18 protein-coding genes are annotated in these 24,181 nt (G+C 52.9%); 4 read left to right on the top strand and 14 right to left on the bottom strand.

Annotated elements, in window-relative coordinates:
• Positions 1-142: 142 nt before the first annotated feature.
• The 3 genes from GN242_RS13750 to GN242_RS13740 form a co-directional block, all read right to left on the bottom strand.
• Complete coding sequence (locus GN242_RS13750; RefSeq protein WP_156287670.1) at positions 143-3,223, bottom strand: efflux RND transporter permease subunit; 3,081 nt, start codon at positions 3,221-3,223, stop codon at positions 143-145.
• The gene (locus GN242_RS13745) at positions 3,216-4,331 is read right to left on the bottom strand and encodes an efflux RND transporter periplasmic adaptor subunit (RefSeq protein WP_154751966.1); all 1,116 of its coding nucleotides are present in this window, start codon (positions 4,329-4,331) and stop codon (positions 3,216-3,218) included. The genes GN242_RS13750 and GN242_RS13745 overlap by 8 nt, the downstream gene beginning before the upstream one ends.
• A gap of 528 nt (positions 4,332-4,859) precedes the next feature.
• The gene (locus GN242_RS13740; RefSeq protein WP_154751962.1) at positions 4,860-5,390 is read right to left on the bottom strand and encodes a lipoprotein; all 531 of its coding nucleotides are present in this window, start codon (positions 5,388-5,390) and stop codon (positions 4,860-4,862) included.
• A gap of 100 nt (positions 5,391-5,490) precedes the next feature.
• Between GN242_RS13740 and GN242_RS13735 the strand changes: the two genes are divergently transcribed.
• Positions 5,491-5,814: a heavy metal-binding domain-containing protein gene (locus tag GN242_RS13735; RefSeq protein WP_154751961.1), complete on the top strand. Its 324-nt coding sequence runs from the start codon at positions 5,491-5,493 to the stop codon at positions 5,812-5,814.
• Entirely contained in the window at positions 5,814-6,656 is an 843-nt protein-coding gene (locus GN242_RS13730) for an N-acetylmuramoyl-L-alanine amidase (RefSeq protein ID WP_154751960.1), read from the top strand. The genes GN242_RS13735 and GN242_RS13730 overlap by 1 nt, the downstream gene beginning before the upstream one ends.
• Before the next feature lies 1 nt (position 6,657).
• Here GN242_RS13730 and ltaE read toward each other — a convergent pair whose 3' ends face one another.
• The 5 genes from ltaE to cspD form a co-directional block, all read right to left on the bottom strand.
• A complete protein-coding gene (gene ltaE, locus GN242_RS13725; RefSeq protein ID WP_154751959.1) occupies positions 6,658-7,662 on the bottom strand; it encodes a low-specificity L-threonine aldolase in 1,005 nt (334 codons plus the stop codon).
• A gap of 63 nt (positions 7,663-7,725) precedes the next feature.
• A complete protein-coding gene (gene poxB / locus GN242_RS13720; protein WP_154751958.1) occupies positions 7,726-9,447 on the bottom strand; it encodes a ubiquinone-dependent pyruvate dehydrogenase in 1,722 nt (573 codons plus the stop codon).
• 131 nt (positions 9,448-9,578) lie between these two features.
• The gene (gene hcr, locus GN242_RS13715) at positions 9,579-10,565 is read right to left on the bottom strand and encodes an NADH oxidoreductase (protein ID WP_156287669.1); all 987 of its coding nucleotides are present in this window, start codon (positions 10,563-10,565) and stop codon (positions 9,579-9,581) included.
• 3 nt (positions 10,566-10,568) lie between these two features.
• Positions 10,569-12,221, bottom strand: a complete 1,653-nt coding sequence (hcp, locus tag GN242_RS13710) for a hydroxylamine reductase (protein WP_154751956.1) — start codon at positions 12,219-12,221, stop codon at positions 10,569-10,571.
• A gap of 391 nt (positions 12,222-12,612) precedes the next feature.
• Positions 12,613-12,840, bottom strand: coding sequence for a cold shock-like protein CspD (cspD, locus tag GN242_RS13705; RefSeq protein WP_154751955.1), 228 nt, complete (start codon positions 12,838-12,840; stop codon positions 12,613-12,615).
• Between the two features lie 321 nt (positions 12,841-13,161).
• On the opposite strand from cspD, the gene clpS reads away from it, so the two are divergent.
• Positions 13,162-13,482, top strand: a complete 321-nt coding sequence (gene clpS, locus GN242_RS13700) for an ATP-dependent Clp protease adapter ClpS (protein WP_156287668.1) — start codon at positions 13,162-13,164, stop codon at positions 13,480-13,482.
• Positions 13,483-13,510: 28 nt separating this feature from the next.
• On the top strand, positions 13,511-15,787 hold the full coding sequence (clpA, locus tag GN242_RS13695; protein WP_154751954.1) for an ATP-dependent Clp protease ATP-binding subunit ClpA: 2,277 nt from the start codon (positions 13,511-13,513) through the stop codon (positions 15,785-15,787).
• Between the two features lie 58 nt (positions 15,788-15,845).
• Here the strand turns inward: clpA and GN242_RS13690 are convergent, their stop codons facing one another.
• The 6 genes from GN242_RS13690 to cydD all read right to left on the bottom strand — a co-directional run bounded on the left by GN242_RS13690 (position 15,846) and on the right by cydD (position 24,164).
• Positions 15,846-16,673: a lipase family protein gene (locus GN242_RS13690; RefSeq protein ID WP_231617100.1), complete on the bottom strand. Its 828-nt coding sequence runs from the start codon at positions 16,671-16,673 to the stop codon at positions 15,846-15,848.
• A gap of 7 nt (positions 16,674-16,680) precedes the next feature.
• Positions 16,681-19,155 carry an autotransporter family protein gene (locus GN242_RS13685; protein ID WP_154751952.1) on the bottom strand — a complete coding sequence of 825 codons (2,475 nt, stop codon included), beginning with the start codon at positions 19,153-19,155 and terminating at the stop codon, positions 16,681-16,683.
• A gap of 204 nt (positions 19,156-19,359) precedes the next feature.
• Positions 19,360-19,578, bottom strand: a complete 219-nt coding sequence (gene infA / locus GN242_RS13680; RefSeq protein WP_002211347.1) for a translation initiation factor IF-1 — start codon at positions 19,576-19,578, stop codon at positions 19,360-19,362.
• A 359-nt stretch (positions 19,579-19,937) separates the two neighbouring features.
• Positions 19,938-20,630, bottom strand: coding sequence for a leucyl/phenylalanyl-tRNA--protein transferase (gene aat / locus GN242_RS13675; RefSeq protein ID WP_154751951.1), 693 nt, complete (start codon positions 20,628-20,630; stop codon positions 19,938-19,940).
• Between the two features lie 31 nt (positions 20,631-20,661).
• Positions 20,662-22,398 (bottom strand): heme ABC transporter ATP-binding protein/permease CydC, encoded by a 1,737-nt coding sequence (gene cydC, locus GN242_RS13670; RefSeq protein WP_156287666.1) that lies wholly within the window; start codon positions 22,396-22,398, stop codon positions 20,662-20,664.
• Positions 22,395-24,164: a heme ABC transporter permease/ATP-binding protein CydD gene (gene cydD, locus GN242_RS13665; RefSeq protein WP_156287665.1), complete on the bottom strand. Its 1,770-nt coding sequence runs from the start codon at positions 24,162-24,164 to the stop codon at positions 22,395-22,397. Before cydD ends, cydC begins: the two co-directional genes overlap by 4 nt.
• Positions 24,165-24,181: the final 17 nt, after the last annotated feature.

Raw genomic sequence — 24,181 nt, 5'->3', positions numbered from 1 at the left:
AGTAGCACAACATAGCGTGATGTAACGGTTTTCACCTCAATGTTGCTTCACCGTTATGCAAATGTGTGGGTGAGATCGTATTGTAGAAGTTGAACACTATTTAGTGCGCCTTTGCAGGCGCACCAGATGTACCGGCAGGAGATTAACCGCGTTGCTCACTGAGTGTGCTGTTCGGGCGAATTTTAAACCAAATCGCATACATAGCAGGCAAAAACACCAGTGTCATAATAGTTCCGCAGAATGTTCCGCCAATCAGGGTATAAGCAAGCGTCCCCCAGAATACTGACTGCGTGAGGGGTATAAAGGCCAGAATGGCGGCCAGTGCCGTCAGCAGAACCGGGCGTGCGCGCTGGATGGTGGCCTCAATAACCGCGTTAAACGGGTCGAGCCCCGCCCTTTCATTATGATGAATCTGGCCGATCAGTATGAGAGTGTTGCGCATTAATATTCCCGCCAGTGCAATTAGCCCCCCGAGGGCGCTAATCCCGAAAGGTTGCTGAAAAATCAGTAAGGTTGGCACTACGCCAATCAGCCCTAACGGACAGGTGGCGAACACCATGATCATTGCCGCAATCGATCGTACTTGCAGAATAATTATCAATAATGTCAATGCGATCATTATGGGGAAGAGAGGGAGCATGGCATCGCTGGATTTTTCCGACTCTTCTATCGATCCGGCTTGCTCAATTCTGTAATCAGCCGGCAGCTCTGCAATAATCGGCTGGAGATCTCTCATTATTACCTTCGAGATATCAGGCGGCTGGATACCTTCAGCAACATCGCCGCGTACCGTTAATGTCGGTATTCTGTCTCTGCGCCTTTGAATCGGTTCCTCCATTAAAACCTCGATTTTTCCTATCTGAGATAAGGGAATTTTCTGCCCTGAAGAACCTTGTAATGTGAACGCCGAAATCTTTTTGAGATTGGTTCCGGTATCGTCTCTGGCTCTGCCCGTCACTTGTACAGTACGGTTATCTTGCCTGACTTCTGTAACAGGGAGACCCGACAGCAGAAATTGCAGCTGCTGAGAAACAGACGCTGTGGTTAATCCCAGTGCCTGCAGGCGGTCTTGATCCAGCGAAAAATGTAATGTTGGAACCTTAGAACCCCAGTCCATATTCACTGTTCTCATGGATGGATTGTTATGCATTACTTTTTCCACTTTAGTCGCAATCTGGCGCAGTATCTTCGGTTCTGGCCCCATAATTCGGTATGCCACCGGGTAGGGGGAATAAGGGCCGAAAACAAGCTGTGTTACATGGACTTTTGCAGCGGGTGTTCGTCCGTCGCTGATTGCCTGGCGCAGCCGATACTTAAGTTCTTCACGGGCCTCTGCATTTTCAGTAAGAATCACCATTTTCGCGAATGAAGGGTCGGGAAGCTCTGGCGACATTGCAAGGTAAAAACGCGGCGGCCCTTGTCCGATATAAGAGGTGATGACCTGGGCTTCTTTCTGATCGTTCAGCCAGTTTTCCACTGCTTTGACCGTTGCCGATGTTTCCCTGATAGAGGTTCCGTAAGGCATCTGAATTTCGACAAGTACTTCCGGGCGGTCGGATATTGGGAAAAATTGTTTCTTCACCAGGCCCATGCCCAGAGCCGCCAGCAGAAGGGAGCCTGTAACCAAGAAAACTACCAGCCATTTGCGCGTGATGATTGATATAAGCAACTTTCTGAACTTATTGTAGTTTTTGCTGCTATAGATGGAGTCTCTGCCCTGTTTAGTTTTTTGTCTATCGGGCAATAAAGCCACACCAAGGTAAGGCGTGAATACTACGGCCACTATCCAGGATGCAATCAGGGCAACACCGACAATCCAGAACATATTACTGGTATATTCACCAGCGGTTGATTCAGCAAATGCATTAGGCATAAATCCAATAGCGGTGATTAGCGTTCCGGAAAGCATTGGTGCGGCAGTGAGGCTCCAGGCACAGGCAGAGGCTTTAATCCGGCTGTAGCCTTCATCCATTTTCACAACCATCATCTCGATGGCGATGATCGCGTCATCAACCAGTAACCCAAGTGCGATAATTAATGAGCCAAGTGTGATGCGGTCGAGATTTTTCCCTGTGGCACCCATGACAATAAAGACCACTGCAAGTGTAAGAGGTACCGCTGCTGCCACGATAATTCCTACCCGCAGGCCCATACTCAGGAAGCACACCCCAATAACAACCAGCAGTGCCACAAAGAATTTCATCATAAATTCATCTACGGCAGAACGAATGTTTACTGACTGGTCGGTGATCTTGGTTAGAGCCATACCGAGGGGTAAACGATGGTTAATTTTTTGTGTTTCTAAATCCAGTGCTTTACCGAGATCCAGCCCATTCCAGCCGTCACGCATGATGATCCCTAATAGTAACGCTGGCTCGCCATTACTGCGCACCATAAATGTGGCAGGATCTTCATAGCCCCGTTCCACGGTGGCTACGTCGGTTAATTTGAGCGTTTTACCTTCGACCACAACGGGCGTTTCTCGAATCTTATCCAGTTTATCGAACGCACCATCAAGGCGGATAAAGATATATGGGCCGGAAGTGTCAATGGAGCCTGCGGGAGTGAGTGCATTCTGATCATGCAGGGCTGAAAAAATTTGCTGGGGAGTGACACCCAGTGTTGCCAGCCGTTCAAAGGAAAAGGAGATGAAGATATGCTCAGTTTGCTCACCAATAATATCGACTTTCTTAACGCCGGGTACATGTAAGAATTGCTGTCGTAATTTTTCTGCTTCCTGTACCAGCTGTCGTTGAGGTTCACCTTTAGCTTTGAGTGCGAACAAGGCAAATGTTACATCCGAATATTCATCATTGACCATCGGCCCTATTATTCCTGCGGGAAGTTTGTGCGATTCATCGCTTATTTTCTTTCGCGCCTGGTAAAACTGTTCAGGAACTTCCGCAGGAGGGGTACTGTCTTTTAGCGAGACCGTGGTGAATGCCAGTCCCGGGCGGGTATAGGTTTCGGTACGGTCATACCAGCTTAACTCTTGCATGCGCTTCTCAAGCGGATCCGCTACCTGATTCTGCATCTCATCCGCCGTCGCACCGGGCCATGCAGTAATGACAGTCAGTTGTTTCACTGTGAAAGGGGGATCTTCAGCACGTCCAAGTTTTAAATAGGCGATGGCCCCTGAAATGGAGATAATTATAATCAAGAAAAGTGTAATCGACTTTTCACGTACGGCCAGGGCTGAGAGGTTAAATTTATAGTTACTCATTATTCTGACCTCCCTGTGACGAGTTATTTTTATTTTTTTCCAGTCTCACTTCCTCACCTTCCCGGAGTAAATGAGTACCCAGTGAGACGATCTCTATTTTGGGATTGATATCTCCTGAAACAATAGCGTTGTCGTCACTAATTCTGGTTATTTTTACCGACCGCCATGATGCTTTCGGTGGTTCTCCCGCGATAACCCATATGCCGGGGCCTTTTCCCTTATCGGATTCTATTATTGCGCTTAAAGGAACTTTTAATTGTTCAGACGGGTGTTCACTCTGCGATATTTGTAATGTGATAGTGCTTCCTAATGGAGCTGATGAAAGGGGAGGAGTGAGTACAAATCTCGCTTTAAATGTGCGTGTCATAGGGTCGGCAGTATCAGACAGCTCCCTTAATGTTGCCTGACCAATTTCCTGGCTGAAACCATATAATTTAGCAGATGCGATAGTTCCAAGTGGGATCCGTAATGTTTCGGGCAGATCTATTACTGCTTCACGCTGCCCTGCTCTGGCAAGCCTGATCGCTGTTTGCCCTGCGGAAACGACCTGGCCTGGCTCGACAAAGGTCTCGACGATAACTCCGTCAGCATCTGCTGTTAGTATCGAATATTCGGTAGCATTTCTGGCAACGTTCGTTTGGGCCTGAGCTGCGCGTAATTCAGCTTTGGTTATATCGGCCTGAGCTTTAACCTGATCATAAGTGGCAGAGGAGATTGCGCCGATAGTTAATAGTTTTTTATACCGTGCTTCATCAGCAGCAGCCTGTCTGGCGCGTGATTGCGCAGCGGCTAAAGCCTGTTCGTCAGATTTTACCTGCAATTCTAAATCTTTTGGATCCAGCAACATCAGCGCCTGACCCTTTTTGACGGTTTGACCGGTATCAACCATCCGCTCAAGCACTTTTCCTGCAATTCTGAACCCTAAATCACTCTGAACACGTGAAGCCACTACGCCCGTAAAAGAGCGAGAAAAATCTGTGACATGAATAGCTTTAGTAACTCTAACCAGCGGTGGTTCAGTTCGGGGATCTGTTTCTTTTGGCGGGGCATCACAGCCGGTTATGCACATCAGAACAATGATAATTGAGACTAACCGCAGCTGGAACATGTCATCCCTTACTTAATTTTAATATTTAACGAATTGGTAATATATGGTTGAAAAAATGAGTGATAATATAATTGAATATTTTTTATATTTACCATCTCGCAGTGCTAGCCTCTGTTGCATTTTTTCTACCTATTTCAGGATGGCGGTATATTTCATTCATTGAAACATTTAACGTCTCAGTTAGCTCTTTTATGAGCCACTTTAGTGATTCGTTTTGTTTGTCATTAACTGGTTCGTAAATATATTCATCTTTACCCGTTTTTTCTGTTATTTACCTCCATTGATTTACCAACTATTTCTATTCCAATACTATCGATATTATCAGGGTGTATATAGCATTAATCAGTTGGTTAAATGATTAATAAGATTAATGAAACCGTACACAGCAAGGTACGGCCATAGAGGGTTAACATGAATAGTAAAACCATGATTTTTAAATTATTTGGCGGAAGATAGAGGAAAGCATTTGGGGATATATCGGGCAGGAGAGTCCGCCGCCAGCCTGCGCCAGCGGCAGTGATAATGCCTTTATCTTTGCAGTTGCTGAACCAGCGAACCGCCGGATAAATGCGGGTTATGGCCCAGATAGCGCACGTCGCTGACCGACCAGCAGGTGCCTTCACGAACCATCAGTACCTCGTCCTGCCAGCTGGTATCTCCGCGCTTCAGCGTGACTCGCAGCGGAATATTACGCGCATCGGTATTGGGGATAGTTGAGGCGTCTGCCACGCTGGCTGAAGTTGGGCCCTGGCTCTGGCTTGAGAAGATATCGCCGCGCAGCAGTGCCGTTTTATTCGGTTTAGTCTGTGCATTGATCAACGACTGGTAGAGGGACTCGCTGAGTAGCGGACGATATTTTGCCAGAAGTTGTGCATCCGGTATGCCCTGCGTTGGCTGCTGGACGCGCAGATCGTAGAACTGTTGCGCTACGCTGTCCGGGCCGCCATCGGCACAGGGGGCCACCCGGGTGCCAATATCCTTGTAGGCGGGTTCTACTGTAGTACAGGCGCTGAGTAGCAGCGCAAGGGGTACTACGGCAGCAAATGACTGGTATTTCATTTTGATTTCCTTATTGTTATCAGCGGGTGTGCTTTATCATTAAAGTATAGCCGTTCATGATATTTACAAGAGCGATGCGATCATTGAAAAGGAGAGCGATATGAAATTTTCCACAACGCCAACGTTAGAAGGCCAGCCGATTACTGAATACTGTGGCGTGGTAACTGGCGAAGCGATTCTCGGTGCCAATATTTTTAAGGACTTTTTCGCGGGGATCCGCGATATCGTCGGTGGTCGTTCCGGTGCGTATGAGAAAGAGCTGCGTAAGGCGCGTCAGATTGCTTTTGCTGAGATGGAAACGGAAGCAAAAGCGCTGGGAGCCGATGCCATAGTCGGTATCGATATTGATTACGAAACCGTGGGCAAAGACAGCAGCATGCTGATGGTCAGCGTTAGCGGTACCGCTGTTAAACTGCACCACTGATGAGCCCGTTGTCAATTGTCCGCCCGCTGTTGCTGCTGCTGGCGATTTTTCTGTACACCTCCATCACCCCGGAAGGGCTGCAACAGCACCAGGGATATATGGTGGACACCCGTCAGGAAGCTTACGGTGCGCGTCCTCGCGTTAAAGTGTTAGTCATTCATTACACCGCAGGGGATTTTCCGCGCTCACTGAACACGCTGACCGATCGCAGCGTCAGTGCGCACTATTTGTTACCGGCCTCGCCGCCGAAATATGACGGTCAGCCGATGGTGTGGCGACTGGTGCCTGAGTCGATGCTGGCATGGCATGCTGGCGAGAGTTTCTGGCGCGGTGCCACGCGCTTAAATGACACCTCGATCGGTATCGAGCTTGAAAACCGGGGCTGGCGTCGTGACAGCGGGGTGGTGATTTGGCAGCCTTTCCCTCAGTCGCAAATGGATGCACTGCTGCCGCTGATGCGCGATATTGTCCAGCGCTACGGGATCCGGCCACAAGATGTGGTGGCACACAGTGATATTGCCCCATTGCGCAAGCAGGATCCAGGCCCGCTGTTTCCCTGGCAGTGGTTTGCCCAACAGGGCGTGGGAGCCTGGCCTGATGCCGAAAGGGTGACATACTGGCTGGCGGGCCGTGTCCCGACGCAGCGGGTGGATAAGGCCCGTCTGCTGAGTCTGCTGGCCCGTTATGGCTATGAGGTTACGTCGCAGATGAAACCGTATCAGCAGCAGGCGCTCATCGCAGCGTTTCAGATGCACTTTCGTCCGTCAGATTACAGCGGTATGGCCGATGCTGAAACAGAAGCCATCGCCGCTGCACTGCTGGAAAAATACGGTTCTGACTGAGTTACTGCGTAGCTAAAAATGCCTGCCACTGGCTGACCAGCTGTTGCAAAGCCTCGCGGTTGACGTCCAGATGAGTGACCAGGCGGGTAATCGCGCCAGGGCTGATGAGAATACCGCGTTCCTGCATCCATGGCCCCAGCGTGGTGACCTGCGCTTCTGGCAGGCGCAGAAACACCATATTGGTGTCACAGCGGGTGACATCAACGCCGATATCACGTAGCGCTTCCGCCAGCCATGCTGCGTTATCATGGTCATCTTTCAGGCGAGCCACATTGTGCTCCAGGGCATACAGTCCTGCTGCCGCCAGAATGCCCGCCTGACGCATCCCGCCGCCGGTCATTTTACGCCAGCGGCGTGCGCGCCGGATAAACTCCTCACTCCCACACAGCAGCGACCCCACCGGCGTTCCCAGTCCTTTAGAGAGGCAGATGGTCAGCGTATCGCTATAGCGGGCGAGCGCTTCCAGTGGCACTTGCAGCGCCACTGCTGCGTTGAAAATACGTGCACCGTCAATATGCAGCGCCAGATTGCGTTCACGGGTAAAAGTCCACGCCTGTTGCAAATACTCAACCGGCAGCACTTTGCCGTTATGGGTGTTCTCAAGGCTTAACAAGCGAGTGATAGCGAAATGCACATCATCTGGTTTGATATATTGCGCGACCACATCCAGCGGTAGCGTGCCGTCAGCGGCGGCAGCAATCGGCTGCGGCTGTATGCTGCCCAGCACCGCCGCGCCGCCTGCTTCATATTTATAGTTATGCGCCAGCTGGCCGACGATATACTCTTCTCCGCGCTGGCAGTGGCAGAGCAGAGCCACCAGGTTAGCCTGGGTACCCGTTGGCAGGAACAGTGCTGCGGCCTTGCCGCTCAGTCGGGCGGCTTCTGCTTCCAGTTTATTCACCGTAGGGTCATCACCGTACACATCGTCGCCGGTTTCGGCCTGGATCATCGCATTTAGCATCGCCTGGGTGGGGCGGGTAACGGTATCACTACGCAGATCAATCAAGCTTATTCTCCTGTCAACGGTAAAACGGACGCCGCAGCGTCCGTATAAAAGGCCTTCACATTTTTACCGTAGCCAGTTAGTTTTTGCCAGATCAACTAACTCATCACCACGGCCATTAATAATTGCCCGCAGCATATACAGGCTGAAGCCTTTGGCCTGCTCCAGTTTGATCTGCGGCGGCATGGCCAGCTCCTCTTTGGCTGTGACCACGTCGATCAGCGCCGGTCCGTCGTGAGCCAGTGCCTGCTGTAGTGCATTATCCAGTTGGGATGCCTGCTCTACACGGAATCCCTTAACGCCGCAGGCTTCAGCAATCGCCGCAAAATTAGGGTTTTCCAGATCGGTACCGTCGGTGAGATAACCGCCGGATTTCATCTCCATCGCCACAAAACCCAGTACGCTGTTGTTAAATACCACGATTTTAACCGGCAGCTTTAACTGGGCCAGCGAAAGGAAATCCCCCATCAGCATACTGAATCCCCCGTCGCCGCACATCGCAATAACCTGACGTTGAGGATCGATGGCCTGCGCACCAATTGCCTGCGGCATGGCATTGGCCATTGAACCGTGGCTGAAGGAGCCGAGCAGGCGTCGTCTGCCGTTCATTTTCAGGTAGCGGGCAGCCCAGACGGTCGGAGTACCTACATCGCAGGTGAAGATCGCATCATCGCTGGCAAAGTGGCTGATCTGCTGTGCGAGATACTGCGGGTGTATGGGCTGTTTATCGTTGGCTGTGGCAAGGTCATCCAGCTCTTTACGCGCTTTCGTGTAGTGCTCCAGCGCCTTATCCAGGAAGCCGCGATCCGTTTTGACCTCCAGCTGAGGCAGCAGGGCGCTAAGAGTCGATTTGATATCCCCCACCAGCGCCATATCCAGCTGGCAGTGACTGCCAAGGCTGCCGGGATTGATATCAATCTGGATAATTTTGGCATCTGCCGGGTAAAAAGCGCGGTACGGGAACTGACTGCCAAGAACCAAAAGGGTGTCAGCGTTCATCATGGCGTGATAACCGGAGGAAAAACCAATCAATCCGGTCATGCCTACGTCATAAGGATTATCGTATTCGATATGCTCTTTACCGCGCAGGGCGTGAACGACCGGGGCTTTTAGCGTTTCTGCCAGTGCCACCACTTCACTGTGAGCGCCCGCGCAGCCGCTGCCGCACAGCAGGGTGATATTACCGGCCTGATTGAGCACCTCTGCCAGTTTTTCCAGCTCCGCAGCAACGGGCTGTACCTGCGGAAGCTGCGGAGGATACCATTCGGATGAGGCTCCTTCTGGTGCCAGCTGTAGCGCAATATCACCCGGCAGAACCACAACGGATACGCCTTTATTAAGGATTGCTTTGCGCATGGCGATGCCAAGCACCTGTGGCAGCTGCTCCGGATTGGAAACCAGCTCGCAATAGTGACTGCATTCGCGGAATAGCTCTTGCGGATGAGTCTCCTGGAAATAGTTACTGCCGATCTCAGCCGAAGGAATATGGGCAGCGATCGCCAGCACCGGTACATGGTTGCGGTGGCAGTCGAAGAGGCCATTAATCAGATGCAGGTTACCCGGCCCGCAGGAACCGGCGCAGACCGCCAGCTCGCCGGTAAGATGCGCTTCTGCTCCGGCAGCAAAAGCAGCAACCTCTTCATGGCGGGTAGGCATCCAGCGGATGGTACCCATGCGATTAAGGCTGTCACTCAGACCGTTCAGTGAGTCACCCGTAACGCCCCAGATCCGTTTCACTCCTGCACTTTCCAGTGTTTTTGCCACCAGGGCCGCAACAGTTTGCTTCATGCTTTTTTCCTCAGTTGTGGAGATATCCTTCAGCGGGAAGGTGGAGATTGCTGCCACAAGCTTAGTTTAAGCATCACTGAAAAGTAGAAACCGTGTGAAACAAGCAGTTTCACACGGCAAAAAAGAGAGGATCAGGCGAGGACAATATCACTCTGCGGGAAACAGCTACAGGCCAGCACATAGCCTGCATTGATTTCGCTTTCAGTCAGCGTCTGCTGGCTGCTGGTGCGATAGTTCCCCTCAGCAATGCGGGTTTTGCAGCAGCCGCATACGCCGGAGCGGCAGGCTGTGGCGACAGGCAGCTGATGCTGTTCCATCGCCGCCAGCAATGACCATCCCGACGGAAAGGTAGCGCCCTGTAACAGCTTCGGACTGCGGATCGTAAACTGTACATCACCGGCGCTGGCCTCTGCGCTGTCAGTTGGATTGAACTGCTCGAGTAAGATTTTCTCTGCCCCCAGCGCCTGCGCACTCTGTTGCGCGCCGTCCATATAGGGCTGTGGCCCACAGATCATCACCGTACGACGATTAATGTCAGGCACCAGCGCCGCCAGACGCTGCCCGTCAAGTCGGCCAGATAGCATCTCATCTGTAGCTCTGTTTTCGGCGATAATCGTCAGCGTTAACCATGGCTGCATGGTGCGCAGTTCATCAGCAAAAATAATGTCCTGCGGCGATCGCACGCTGTACAGCAGCTGCACGTTACAGTCAGGCTGTTTTGCCTTCAGCCAGCGGCACATCGACATAATTGGCGTGATACCACAGCCCGCTGCCAGAAAAAGGTAATGGCTTGCAGGGTGGCGTTCACAGCTGAAATCTCCCTGAGGATCCGACAGCCAGATATCATTACCGGGTCGTACATGCTGTGTCAGCCAGCCGGAGCCTTTACCTTGTTCAATATGACGAATGGTCAGAGTGATAAACGGACTTTGTCCGGGTGTGGATGAGAGCGTGTAAGCGCGCAGTTCATCACTGTTACCGATTTTCACCAGGGCAAACTGGCCCGCCTGCCAGCGGTAGAAATCATGGTTAATCAGCGCCAGCGTCCAGACATCCGGGGTTTCCTGCTGGATATGGTGAACCTGCATACGCCAGGGACACAGTGTAGATGAGCTCATAGGTTACTCCCCCTTGCCCAGAATAGTTGCCAGGTCGTTTTCTACGCTGGTGACCGGGATTAAACCGAACTCTTTCTGTAGCAGTGCCAGCAGGTTGTCGGTGAGGAATGCCGGAGAGGTTGGCCCGGTACGAATATTTTTTACCCCCAGCGATAGCAGCGTCAGCAGTACCACAATCGCCTTCTGTTCAAACCATGAAAGTACCAGAGACAGCGGCAGATCGTTGACGCCACAGTTGAGTTTCTCTGCCAGTTTTACCGCCAGCATAATTGCTGCATAGCTGTCATTGCACTGGCCCACATCCAGCAGACGCGGTAACCCTTCAATATGACCAAACTCCAGTTTATTGAAGCGGTATTTACCGCAGGCCAGCGTAAGCACCAGGCAGTCCTGCGGAATAGCCAGCGCCAAATCGGTGAAGTAGCTGCGTTGCTCGCGGCTACCGTCGCAGCCACCCACAAGGAACACATGGCGCAGTTTTTTACGGCTCACCAGGTCAATCACGCTGTCACAGGCGTCCACCAGAACCTTACGCCCGAAGCCAACGGTGATCTCATGGGGGATCTCACTCCATGGGAAGCCTGGCATACTGTCTGCCTGTTCGATAACGGCGGAGAAATCTTCACCGTCCAGATGATTGACGCCAGGCCAGCCGACGATGCTGCGCGTCCATATACGATGCTGATAATCGCCTACCAGGGGATCGATAATGCAGTTGGAGGTCATGACAATCGGGCCAGGGAAACGGGCAAATTCCGTTTGCTGGTTCTGCCATCCGCTGCCGTAGTTGCCCACCAGATGAGGGTATTTTTTCAGTTCCGGATAGCCGTGGGCTGGCAGCATCTCACCGTGAGTGAAGACGTTAATACCTCTGCCTGCGGTCTGCTCAAGCAGCAGTTGCAGATCTTTCAGATCGTGGCCGGAAATAAGAATCGCCTTACCGGCAACAGGGCGCACATTGACGGTAGCAGGCTGCGGATCGCCATATACCGTGGTCTGCGCCTCATCCAGCATGCCCATAATGGTGAAATTCATTTTGCCAATCTGCATGGCGCAGGCCACCAGTTCGGCGGTGTTATCTGGTTTTGTTCCCAGCCAGGCCATAATCTGATGATATTCAGCATAAACATCATTATCGAAACGGCCATGCACGTGGGCGTGCTCCATATACGCCGCAGCGCCTTTCAGGCCATACAGGCAGAGCAGGCGCAGCCCGAGGGTATCTGCATCTGTGCCGCTATCGTTGAGGGCGAATTGCGCGGCCTGCTGCTGTAGTGCAGCGATATCATGGCTTACCAGCGTCAGTGCGGCCAGCGGGTGATCAAGAAACAGACTGCCGCCCATCTGTACGCAACGCTGTTGCAGACGTTCGCGCAGAGTAATGGCTTCAAATGCATAATCAACAATACGCCCGGAGTCAAAGTTGACGTTGGTCAGCGTGGAGAAAAACGCACGTGGGGCGAAGCTGTCCACTTCGTGGTCAATAATTCCCAGGCTGCGCGCCTGTAAAGCCCAGGCTGACAGCCCCTGAAGCACTGCTACCAGCAGATCCTGGAGATCGGAGGTTTCCGCTGTTTTACCGCACATACCTTGCGCGTAAGCACAGCCGTCACCAGCTGGAGTACGCATTGTTTGCTCACATTGAATACAGAACATAGTCTCACCCTTTATAAGATGTATTTAATATGCATCTTATGTATGAGATTACGGCCTGAGATACAAGCAGCAGAAATAATTAACGCAGGTTGATTTGATCTGACGCAATTACCCACACCGGGACGGGAGCATTTCCTGTACAAGACGAGATTTGTAGCGGTCTATCATCGTATCACCTGATCTTCGCCCAGTGTGACCTGGATAGCGGTGAAGGTGGTAGGCAAGCGGTAGGTAAAAGGTGATGTTTTGTTTTTTTCCACGGGGCGGTATCGCGGCAGGGTTGAAATTGCTCCAGGCCCACCCATATTAACAGGGTGGCCGGTAGAGGTATAAAAATGCCAGCATCAGTGGCTGGCATTTTGTCGCAGGGTTGTACAGAATGAATAGAGGGTCATGCGCTGATAGCGATGGCCTCTTCAACAGGAACGATGAGGCTGGCATGATTGCCTTTTGGCCCCTGATGCACATCAAACTGGACTTGTTGCCCGGCTTTTAGCGTTCTGTAACCGTCCATCTTAATCGTTGAGTAGTGAGCGAAAATATCGTCGCCGCCGCCCACCGGGCAGATGAAACCGAAGCCTTTGGCGTTATTAAACCACTTAACAGTACCCGTCTCCATGCTTCTACATCCCTCGCAAGACATTCTAAATTGGGTGAGGTGTCAGACTACAAAACCTGAGGGCTGGTTAAACTTCATTCAGCCTGTGTTTGTACTGTAGAGAATTGGCTTCAAGGGTCAAGCAAAGGGGCGGTTATGATGGGGATGAAATCACCAAAATTTGAAGCAGTTAACGCTATTGCAAATTTTGTGATGAAGGTCGCGATTGGTGATTTCTGTACACAATTTCCACTACGCTGTACAACATTGTGTTCATGTTATTCCTAACCTGAATAGTGTTAATGTGGCGTAAGTAAGTAATCTTGATCACACTGGGTATGTATGGGAAAGACAAACGACTGGCTTAATTTTGAGAAACTTGCAGACGATAAAGTTCGTGAGGAGCTCAAGCCACCATCGATGTGTAAAGTTATTCTGAATAATGACGATTATACGCCTATGGAATTTGTTATTGACGTTCTGCAAAAGTTCTTTTCTTATGATGTTGAACGTGCAACGCAACTGATGCTCGCGGTTCACTACCAGGGAAAGGCGATCTGTGGTGTTTTTACTGCCGAAGTGGCAGAGACTAAAGTCGCTAATGTGAACAAATATGCCAGGGAAAATGAGCATCCGTTGCTTTGTACGCTGGAAAAAGCCTGAATAAGGCGATCTATTGGGGGAGGTGCCTATGCTCAATCAAGAACTGGAACTCAGTTTAAATATGGCTTTCGCCAGAGCGCGCGAGCACCGACATGAGTTTATGACCGTCGAGCATTTGTTACTGGCTTTGCTCAGTAACCCGTCGGCCAGAGAGGCACTGGAAGCCTGTACGGTGGATATCGTCGCGTTGCGGCAGGAGCTCGAAGCTTTCATTGAACAAACCACCCCGGTCTTGCCGGTTAGCGAAGAAGAGCGCGACACACAGCCGACGCTCAGTTTCCAACGCGTACTGCAACGTGCTGTTTTCCACGTGCAATCGTCTGGCCGCAGCGAAGTGGCTGGCGCTAACGTCCTGGTCGCGATTTTCAGCGAGCAGGAGTCGCAGGCTGCTTATCTGCTGCGCAAACATGAAGTCAGCCGTCTTGATGTGGTGAACTATATCTCGCACGGTACACGCAAGGATGAGCCAGGCCCGGCATCGGGTGCTGAAAATCCGGTTAATGAAGAGCAAGCAGGCGGGGAGGATCGTATGGAAAACTTCACCACCAACCTTAACCAGCTTGCCCGTGTAGGCGGTATTGATCCGCTGATTGGCCGGGATAAAGAGCTTGAACGTGCAGTTCAGGTTCTCTGCCGCCGCCGTAAGAATAACCCGCTGCTGGTGGGTGAATCTGGTGTTGGTAAAACGGCAATTGCGGAAGGTCTTGCCTGGCGTATTGTTCAGGGCGATGTGCCTGAAGTGATGAAAGATTGCACCATCTATTCACTGGATATTGGTTCGCTGCTGGCGGGTACCAAATACCGCGGTGACTTCGAGAAACGTTTTAAAGCGTTGTTGAAGCAGCTTGAGCAGGACAGCAGCAGCATTCTGTTTATTGATGAAATTCATACTATCATCGGTGCGGGTGCAGCTTCTGGCGGCCAGGTGGATGCAGCGAATCTGATTAAACCGCTGCTCTCTGGCGGGAAAATCCGTGTGATGGGTTCAACTACCTACCAGGAATTCAGCAATATTTTCGAGAAAGACCGTGCGCTGGCACGTCGCTTCCAGAAAATCGATATTACTGAGCCTACGGTTGATGAAACCGTGCAGATCATCAACGGCCTGAAACCGAAATACGAAGCGCACCATGATGTTCGCTATACTGCGAAAGCCGTGCGTGCGGCGGTTGAGCTGGCGGTGAAATATATCAACGATCGTCATCTGCCTGACAAGGCCATTGACGTGATTGATGAGGCGGGCGCTCGCGCACGTCTGATGCCGGTCAGCAAACGCAAAAAAACTGTTAACGTTGCGGATATCGAAACAGTGGTAGCGCGTATTGCGCGTATTCCTGAGAAGAGCGTTTCAGCCTCCGATCGCGATTCACTGAAAACACTTGGTGATCGCCTGAAAATGCTGGTGTTCGGCCAGGATAATGCCATTGAAGTGCTGACCGAAGCGATCAAAATGAGCCGCGCAGGTCTGGGTCAGGATCGTAAACCCGTTGGATCCTTCCTGTTTGCCGGTCCGACCGGTGTCGGGAAAACCGAGGTTACGGTGCAGCTGGCGAAAGCGCTGGGCATTGAGCTGCTGCGTTTTGACATGTCCGAGTATATGGAGCGTCACACCGTCAGTCGTTTGATTGGTGCCCCTCCTGGCTACGTTGGTTTCGACCAGGGCGGCCTGTTAACTGATGCGGTGATTAAACATCCGCATGCGGTAGTGTTGCTGGATGAAATCGAAAAAGCGCACCCTGATGTCTTCAACCTGCTTCTTCAGGTGATGGATAACGGGATGCTGACCGATAACAACGGCCGTAAAGCAGACTTCCGTAATGTGGTAGTTGTGATGACCACCAACGCCGGGGTTCGCGAAACGGAACGTAAATCTATCGGGCTGATCCAGCAGGACAACAGCACCGACGCGATGGAAGAGATCAAAAAGATCTTTACGCCAGAGTTTCGTAACCGTCTCGACAACATTATCTGGTTCAAACATCTCGACCAGGTTGTGATTCATCAGGTGGTCGACAAATTTATCGTCGAACTCCAGGCGCAGCTGGATGCTAAAGGCGTTTCGCTGGAAGTCAGCGACGATGCCCGCGACTGGCTGGCAGAGAAAGGCTACGACAAAGCGATGGGTGCACGCCCAATGGCTCGTACCGTGCAGGAAAGCCTGAAAAAACCACTGGCGAATGAACTGCTGTTTGGTTCACTGGTTGATGGTGGTTCAGTGTCGGTAGCGCTGGATAAAGATAAAAACCAGCTTACCTACCACTTCCTCAGCGCAGAGAAGCGCAAAGCGGAAGGGACTGTGCATTAATCTGCCGCTCTTACGGTAATAAAAAAGCCTGATGATTGCTCATCAGGCTTTTTTTTATCTATTTGCAGGCTGGCTTTTGTTTCAGCAATGCCGGCCACTCTTGTTCCCAGTTACCGCCGTGCGTCAGCCCCGAAACGCTGACAACCTCTACACATTCAGAATGGCTGGCATGAGCATATCCTTCCGCCACACGCAGTGGGACTACCCGATCGGCACTGCCTGAGAAGTGAATCTGCGGCAGTTTTGCCAGCGTACGAGCGACATCCTTCGCATTTAGCGACAGCGGCATCGGGCTGGCATGATGCAGACGGTTAACTTCATCCATATCCAGATTGCCTGCCACGGTGCGCAGTGACAGCACATCGCTGCGCCGTGCCGCTATCAGTGCTGCTACTGCACCGCCGCCAGAGTAGCCTGTCAGCACCAGCTGCTGCCCGGGTGCCTGTTGCAGTATCTGGCTGACTGCGTCGTTCATTGCCTCAATAACCTGCGGAGCGAAACGGCGATCCGTCCACCAGCTCGGGTTGCAGGTCGGGTTGCGTTCCATAGGAATGTACTGACAGGGGCGAGCCAGATATGCCACGTTAGCGGCAGGATCAGCTGCGGCAAGTTTCAGCGCCAGTGGATTAAGCGGAGTAGGGTCACGCGAGGGCTGGCTGGGGGTAACCCAGGCAAAGCCATCACCTTCGATATAGAGATGCACAGGCTGATGGGGATCGCGTATTTTCCCCCACCAGCTGAGTACAAAAGGAGCTGCGTGGATTTCACCCTGTTGCAAACCCGCCGGACGCGCGATGGCGTCGGCAGTCGCAACACGGTTCTCTGTGGCGCAGCCTGTAACCAGGCTACACCACAGCAACCCACTGCAAAGGTGAATATATCTCACCGGTGGCTTAGAACAGTTTACGCACTTGCAGGCTGACAGTCTGTCCGTCGAAATGCGGCGCTGTCTGCAAGTCATAGCGCGCTTCCAGCGTCAGGTCGTCAGCATGGGCGAGGGCAACGCCGACGCTGGTCTCTGCACTGTCTGAAGCCTGGCGAGCGCCCTGGGAAGTAAAGCGTGTTTCACCCAGGCTATCCGCGCTGAAACCAGAGTTAGTGGTCATCGGACTGCGGTCATATTGATGCGTCCACATCAGTTGTACAAACGGAGACAGGTCTCCGGCTGGAGTCGACCAGCTGTGCGCCAGTTTACCACCAAGGCTACTTTCCACCGACTGACTGTGGGCGCTGTCAACGCTCAGGGCACTGCCGCTTTCGCTGTTTTCCTCATAGCTGCCCTGATGCAGATAGCTATAGCTCAGGCTGGCGAGCGGCGTCAGCGTGGTGTTCAGGCCCAGTGCGATCGGATAGCCTGCTTCACCTTTCACTGCCACCTGTTGGCCGTGGAAGTGGCTGCTGGCGCTATCGCTAAAGCCGGTAAACTCTACGGAGCGCTGACTGTCATAAGTCTGGCGTGTCAGGCTGGTGCTGAGGTTAACAAACCATGGATCGCCGCTATAGGTGGCGTAAAGGATCCCGCCCCAGGCGTCAACATCACTGTTGCTACCTTTCAGGTTATCAGCCCCTTTCACAGACGTACGGCTGTAGCTCAGTGCAGCACCGGCACGCCAGTTATCCAGTAACTGACGGTCGGCTCCCAGAATCATACCGGCATAATGCGCCCGGTATCCGCTGACATTATCAACCATTCCCTGACGAGCGCTGCCGTAGAACGGTTTACCCCAGGCTGCCCACTCCATGCTGTCATCACCGGTAGCAATACCGCGCGCGCTGGCTCCCGGGGTGATACGCAGACCATCCAGATGTCCGCCGATAACGCCCAGGGCATCCATCGATGCTGCGGAAGTGGCGGCTGATGCCATACTGTTCTGCGTTGGTGCCAGCTGCTCGCCAATACGGTTGGCTTCGGCTTCGGTGGTAATGGTTTTTGAGGCGTTAAACAGATTCAACAGGCCGGTGGAAAAGCCGTTGTAACCTGAAAGCCCGTTCAGAGAGGAGATTGCGTTGCCGGTGGTTGGCAGTGGTTTTGCCGTTACGGTTGGCGTGTTGCCACCATTGTTGTTGCCACCACTATTGTTGCCACCGTCGTTAGGCTGCTTATCTTTCAGATAGAGTGCAAGGCCAGTGGTGCTGCCGTCGTTAATCAGCTGTCCCTTCACGCTGCCGTTAAAATTATCGGCAACATAGTTCAGGGTCTGTTCGTTATAGTCGGCGTGCGCTGCGGTGATTACCAGATAGCGCTGGCCGCTGGCAAAGCCGTAGCTGCTGCCGGTGCGGCTCAGGCGGATAGTTGATCCGGAGTCGATGGATGCATTACCGCTGACATTAAGGCGACCGTAGCCAACATCGATTGTTGTACCCAGGGCAGTTGCGCTATCAGCGACGCCGATATTCAAAATAGCGTTAGCTGTTTGATGATAGTTACCGGTGACGGTTAACGGCTGGGTGATCATCACATCGGCATTGTTGGTCAGCGTATGAACACCGCCCAAATCAACGTTATCGTTCAGCAGAAGCATACCTTTCTGCAAACGAACGTCGGCACCCGTACTGTAAATTAATCCAACCGGAGTGACAGATGGCATTGTCATCAGAAATAAGTTGTTGGTACCGGTAAGGGTGCCACGATCGCCTTTGCCGCCGTTAATCACCAGTTCATTAGCGCTATTATTTCTGATGTTCCCTGCAATGGTACCGCTGTTATTGATGCTGCCTATCACGCCATTGTTGACGATGGCATCAGATGTGTTGCCCAGGAAAAAATTATTTGAGGTGGTGATGGTACCGGCATTGTTCAGCTCGTTCAGCGTACCGCTGTTGACGATAGCCGCCCGGCTACCAGAGATGGTGCCTTGTGCTTCATTGATCAGCGAGTCAATAGTACCGGAGTTGGTGATGCCCACCAGCGTTTGAGACATGATAGGGTCGAAACCGCTGCCAGTCATAATTGTGCCGCTGTTCAGCAGTGTATTAATTGTGGCACCGCTCTCGTTGACAATCGCGCTTTGTCCCGGGGCCGGGAAGCTCATATTGCCAACGCTGATGGTTCCGGAATTGTTCAGAGTATCAATAGTGAGCTGATTACGCAGTGCTGAAAAGAGCTGCGAGGTAAGCTTCCCCTGATTATCTATCAGCGTAGTAGCGCGATTGTTAAGAACAGCATCGCCGGTGGTGTCAATAATGCCCTCACTGGTGATATTCAGCACGTCGGTACTGATAGTCAGAGGCATGCTGGTGGTGTAGCTTCCATCAACCGTCTGCGTGGTCTGTGCCGGGTCAGCGTGTGCAAGAGAGGTAAAGCATTGTGCGGCAGCCAGTGCAACAACCAGCGGCTTTAGTGGGAAAGAATACAGCGATTTATTCATTGATTTGCCACCATCTGAGTTATCAGAACTGATTGAATCAGTCGTTTTTTTTAGGAGTATTCTGATTTATCGGCAGGGCAAATAGGCACTTTAGAGGGGCTGAATAATATATTTTTGCGCATAAAAAAACCGGACTGAAATCAGTCCGGTTTGGATTACAGGTGCTGCGGGCAACGAAGACGGCAGCACGATAAAATGGGTAACTTAGCGACTACGGAAGACAATGCGGCCTTTGCTCAGGTCGTACGGGGTCAGCTCTACAGTGACTTTGTCGCCCGTCAGGATGCGGATATAGTTTTTGCGCATTTTACCGGAGATATGAGCGGTAACCACGTGACCGTTTTCCAATTCAACGCGGAACATGGTGTTAGGTAACGTATCAAGTACGGTACCCTGCATTTCAATATTGTCTTCTTTGGCCATCGAATCCTCTAGGTGGACTACCTTAGTTTTGAACCGGCAAGATAATGCCGAATTTCACGTATTAAGTAAAGAATTGCGGATGAATTCATCCACATCAACCCCTCACACGCACACCTGGCGCAGACGGATTACGAAAAAATCTGGAGTCAATGACGTCAGCGTGGGGGAACAGCGGGCTAAGAATCTGTTTAAATATGCTTTAGTCGCACGATTAAAACAGTTCTGAAAAGGTGCGTTGAGATTCCCAGCCTGGTATTCCGCATCACCATCTTGTACCGGTGAAAGGCGGACGACATACCAAACGCGCATATTATATCACTGTTCTCACGGCGTTGCGTGGAAAACATCGAAAGATCGCATTAAAAAAGCTGGCCCGGCAGCCAGCAGTCAGCCGAAAGTGGCTGATTTGCGAGGGAATGGACATAGTGCAGGTAGTCAACGCGAGGGATCTCCTGCGCGCCCAGAGAGAAGGTGTGAGGATTTAACACCTGGCAGTCAATCAGCTTACCGCCCTGCTGCTGAAAGTAATTGCTGAAAACCAGCAGCGCCGTTTTTGAGGCGTTTTCACTACGGCTGAACATCGACTCACCGCAGAATATCTGCCCCAGTTCCAGTCCGTACATCCCGCCCACCAGTTCACCGGCGCGCCATACCTCTACGGAGTGCGCATGACCCATTTCATGTAGCTTCTGCCAGGCTCGTTTCACCTCATTGGTGATCCAGGTGCCTTCCTGACGATCGCTGGCACAGCCTTCGATCACCTGTTGAAACCCCTGATTCAGGGTGACCTGATAAGGTGATTTTTGATGGAAGCGCTTCATGCTCCGGCTGAGATGGAAGTTTTCCGGTAGCAGAACCGCGCGCGGATCGGGTGACCACCAGAGAATAGGATCGCCGGGTGAGAACCACGGAAAGATACCCCGATGATAGGCGTTAAGCAGCCGCTGAGGGCTGAGGTCGCCTCCCATAGCCAGCAGACCATTCGGTTCCCGCAGCGCCATTTCTGGCGGCGGGAAATTAAGAGATTCACGTGAAAGTTGTATCAGGCGCATCGGGCGGTCTCAATAACACGAGAGCTAATGACTATAGCGCAAAGCGTTGCAGAAATGTCCAGTATCGGCCCCGTTTTGAGACTAATTCCTGATGATTTCCCTGTTCGATAACCTGGCCATTGTCCATAACACAAATTCGATCGAAATATGCCAGACCGCGCAGACGGTGAGTCACCATAATCAGGGTTTTCCCCCCAGCCACCTGACGCAACAGCGCGAGGATCTGCTGCTCGGTTTCAGCATCCAGTCCTTCGGTTGGCTCATCAAGAAGCATCAGGTCGCCGCCGTGCAATATCGCACGCGCCAGGCCCAGGCGACGCAGTTCACCACCAGAAAGCTGGCGACCCCCTTCACCCAGCCAGGCGTTCAGTCCCTGATCGTTATCCAGCAGCTTCTCCAAACCGACCTGGCGTAGCGCGTCACACAGATGCCCATCGTGGCTACCTGGCGCTGCCAGCAGCAGGTTATCCCGCAGGCTGGCGCTAAACAGATGCACACGCTGAGTCACTACGCAGGTGCGGGCGCGCAGATCGGCCTCGCTCCAGTTAGCCAGCGGCTGACCGTTCAGCTGGATGGTGCCCTGCTGCGGATCCCAGGCACGGGTCAGGAGTTGCAGCAGAGTAGACTTGCCACAGCCGGTACGGCCAAGCAGGGCGATATGTTCGCCCGCGCCAATCTCAAGCGTCAATCCATCAATGGCGCATGGGCCATCACCGTAGCGGAAGCTCACATCTTTGATGGTAATAGATGCGCCTGTAGGGTGCGATTGCGATGCTGCACTCGCTGCCGGGAAACTGACGGCCGGACGCTGTTCAATAATCTGCGAAACACGACTGGCGGAGGCCATCACGTGGCCGAGATGCTGGAATGCGGTTCCGACCGGAGCGAGCGCTTCAAAAGCTGCCAGTGCACAAAAGACAAAGAGCGCTATATAGGCACCGGGGTAGGGATCGCCCCCGATGCCAGCAGCACTCAGCCACAGCAGCAGCGTAACGGCGATACCACCCATCAGCATAACCAGGCCCTGAGACATCCCGGTCAGGCTGGCCTGGCGCTGTTGCGCGGCGAGCCACGCCTGTTCAGTGGCGTCCATACCGCGACGGAACTTGCTGGCGGCCCCGTAAAGGCTTAACTCTGCCTGCCCCTGAAGCCAGCGTGTCAGAGTGCTGCGATACTCGCCTCGCAGGCGGGTTAAATCAGCGCCAACCGGCAGTCCGGCGCGGTAAAACACCGGCGGTATCACGAGCAGCGTTAACAGCATCAGTGCGCCAAGCGTCAGTGCCAGGCTGCTATCCAGCCAGCTGAGGCCCACGGTTACCACGGCAATCACTGCCAGCGCGCCAGCCAGCGGAGAAATCACGCGCAGATAGAGATGATCCAGCGTATCTACATCGGCGACAAGACGGTTGAGCAACTCCCCCTCGCGAAAACGGGCAATTCCGGCAGGGGAGAGCGGCAGCAGCTTACTGAAGGTGAATACCCGCAGATGTTGCAGAACGCGGAAGGTGGTGTCGTGGCTGACCAGACGCTCCAGATAGCGCGCAGCGGTACGGCTGATGGCCGCGCCGCGTACTCCGGCAGCAGGCAGCATATAGTTGAAGGAGTAGATTCCAGCAACACCCGCCAGTGAGGTGGCGGCGAGGAACCATCCGGACAGCGTCAGCAGACCGATGCTCGCCAGCAGCGTCACTACTGCCAGTAGAATACCGGCAAGCAATCGCACAATATGGCGGCGATAGAGTTTTAAAAACGGCAGCAGGCTTTTCATTCGAGCGATCCTCCTCGCTGGGCCATCAGGTCGGCAAACGGCCCCGGCTGATGAGCCAGCTCTTCATAGCGACCAGTCTGAACAATTTCACCTTTACGCATCAGCCAGATTTCATCCCACTGATCGAGACGGTCGAGCTGGTGGGTGATCAGCAGCGTGCTTTGATTATGAGAGGCCTGTAACAGTGCGTGGTTAACGTGCTGCTCGCTATGGGCATCAAGACTGGCGTCTGGCTCATCCAGCAGCAGTAGTTTGCACGGTTTCATCAGGGCGCGCGCGACAGCAATACGCTGTGCCTGACCAACCGAAAGGCCGCTACTCTGGTCGCCCGTTTCACTGTCCAGACCCGCAGGAAGCCGTGGCAGGAATTCATTCACTCCCGCCAGCTCCAGCACCTGTTGCAGGCGCGCTTCATCGTTATTACCACTCAGCAGAATATTTTCCCTGATTGTTCCGGCTGGAAGGTGCGGGTTTTGCCCCACCCATGCCAGCTGTTGCTGCCAGTGCGGCAGAGCAATATCACGCAGTTCGATACCGTTAATCAGCAAAGAACCCCGGTAGGGCAGGTAGCCCAGCAGCACATTCATCAGGGATGTTTTACCGGCGCCACTCTGCCCGACCAGCGCTACGCGCTTTCCTGGTTCTAAAGTGAAATTCAGCGGGCCGGCAAGCGTGGTGCCGTCGGCCGTAGCGATCACCAGATCCTGAGCCACGAGGCTGAAACCCTCACCCAGCTCCGGCGTCAGGGAGCCACGCTCAACAGAAGCGGTTTCGCTCTCCTCAAGGAAGGTTTGCAACGCATCCGCAGCGCCAATTGCCTGTGCCTTGGCATGGTAGTAAGTACCGAGGTCGCGCAGCGGTTGGTAAAATTCAGGGGCGAGTATCAATACAAGGAACCCGGCAAACAGCGTAACCGGGCCGCTGTAGTGGCCGAAGTCAAAGACGCCGAGATAAGAGAAACCAAAATAAACAGCGATCAGCGCAATCGAGATGGATGCGAAGAACTCAAGTACTGCCGATGACAGGAATGCCATTCGCAGCACTTCCATTGTACGCTGACGAAACTGATCGGATGCTTCGGCAATTGAGGCAGTTTCAGCCGTAGCGCGGTGGAAAAGACGTAGTGTTTCCAGCCCGCGCAGGCGATCGAGGAACTGACCGCTCAGACGCGCCAGCGCCTGGAAGTTACGGCGGTTAGCATCGGCAGCTCCCATGCCAACCATCGCCATAAATAGCGGAATTAATGGCGCAGTCGCCAGCAGGATCAACGATGCAGCCCAGTTAACCGGGAACAGCAGGATCAGCACCAGCAGCGGGATGACGCCGGCCAGCATCATCTGTGGCAGATAGCGCGAATAGTAATCCTGCATCTCTTCAATCTGTTCCAGCAAAAGCGTAGCCCAACTGCCGGCAGGTTTACCCTGAATCCAGGCCGGGCCGAGATCTGACAGACGGTTCAGCACCTGGTGGCGCAAAGTCTGACGAATAGCCTGACCGGTTTTGAAGCCGATTTTTTCGCGCAGCCATGCCAGAAGGGCACGTGCAGCAAAGCAGGCAAGCAGCAGAATGAAATGCAGTAGCTGACTGTCCCGGGGTTGGTGATCTACCAGCAGCGCCTGAAGCAGCGAGGCCAGAAACCAGGCCTGAGCGAGGATAAGCAGAGCGCTTAAGGTGCCCAGCAGGAATGAGAGGCGTAGCCAGCGATGGCCATGCACACTCTGACTTTTCAGCCAGCGGGTGAGTTGTTGTTGTCGTGTTTTATTCATCTGTTGCCGGATTGCCC

It is taken from the genome of Erwinia sorbitola, assembly GCF_009738185.1.
Taxonomy (GTDB): domain Bacteria; phylum Pseudomonadota; class Gammaproteobacteria; order Enterobacterales; family Enterobacteriaceae; genus Erwinia; species Erwinia sorbitola.
This window is presented reverse-complemented; position numbering and strand designations above follow the sequence as displayed.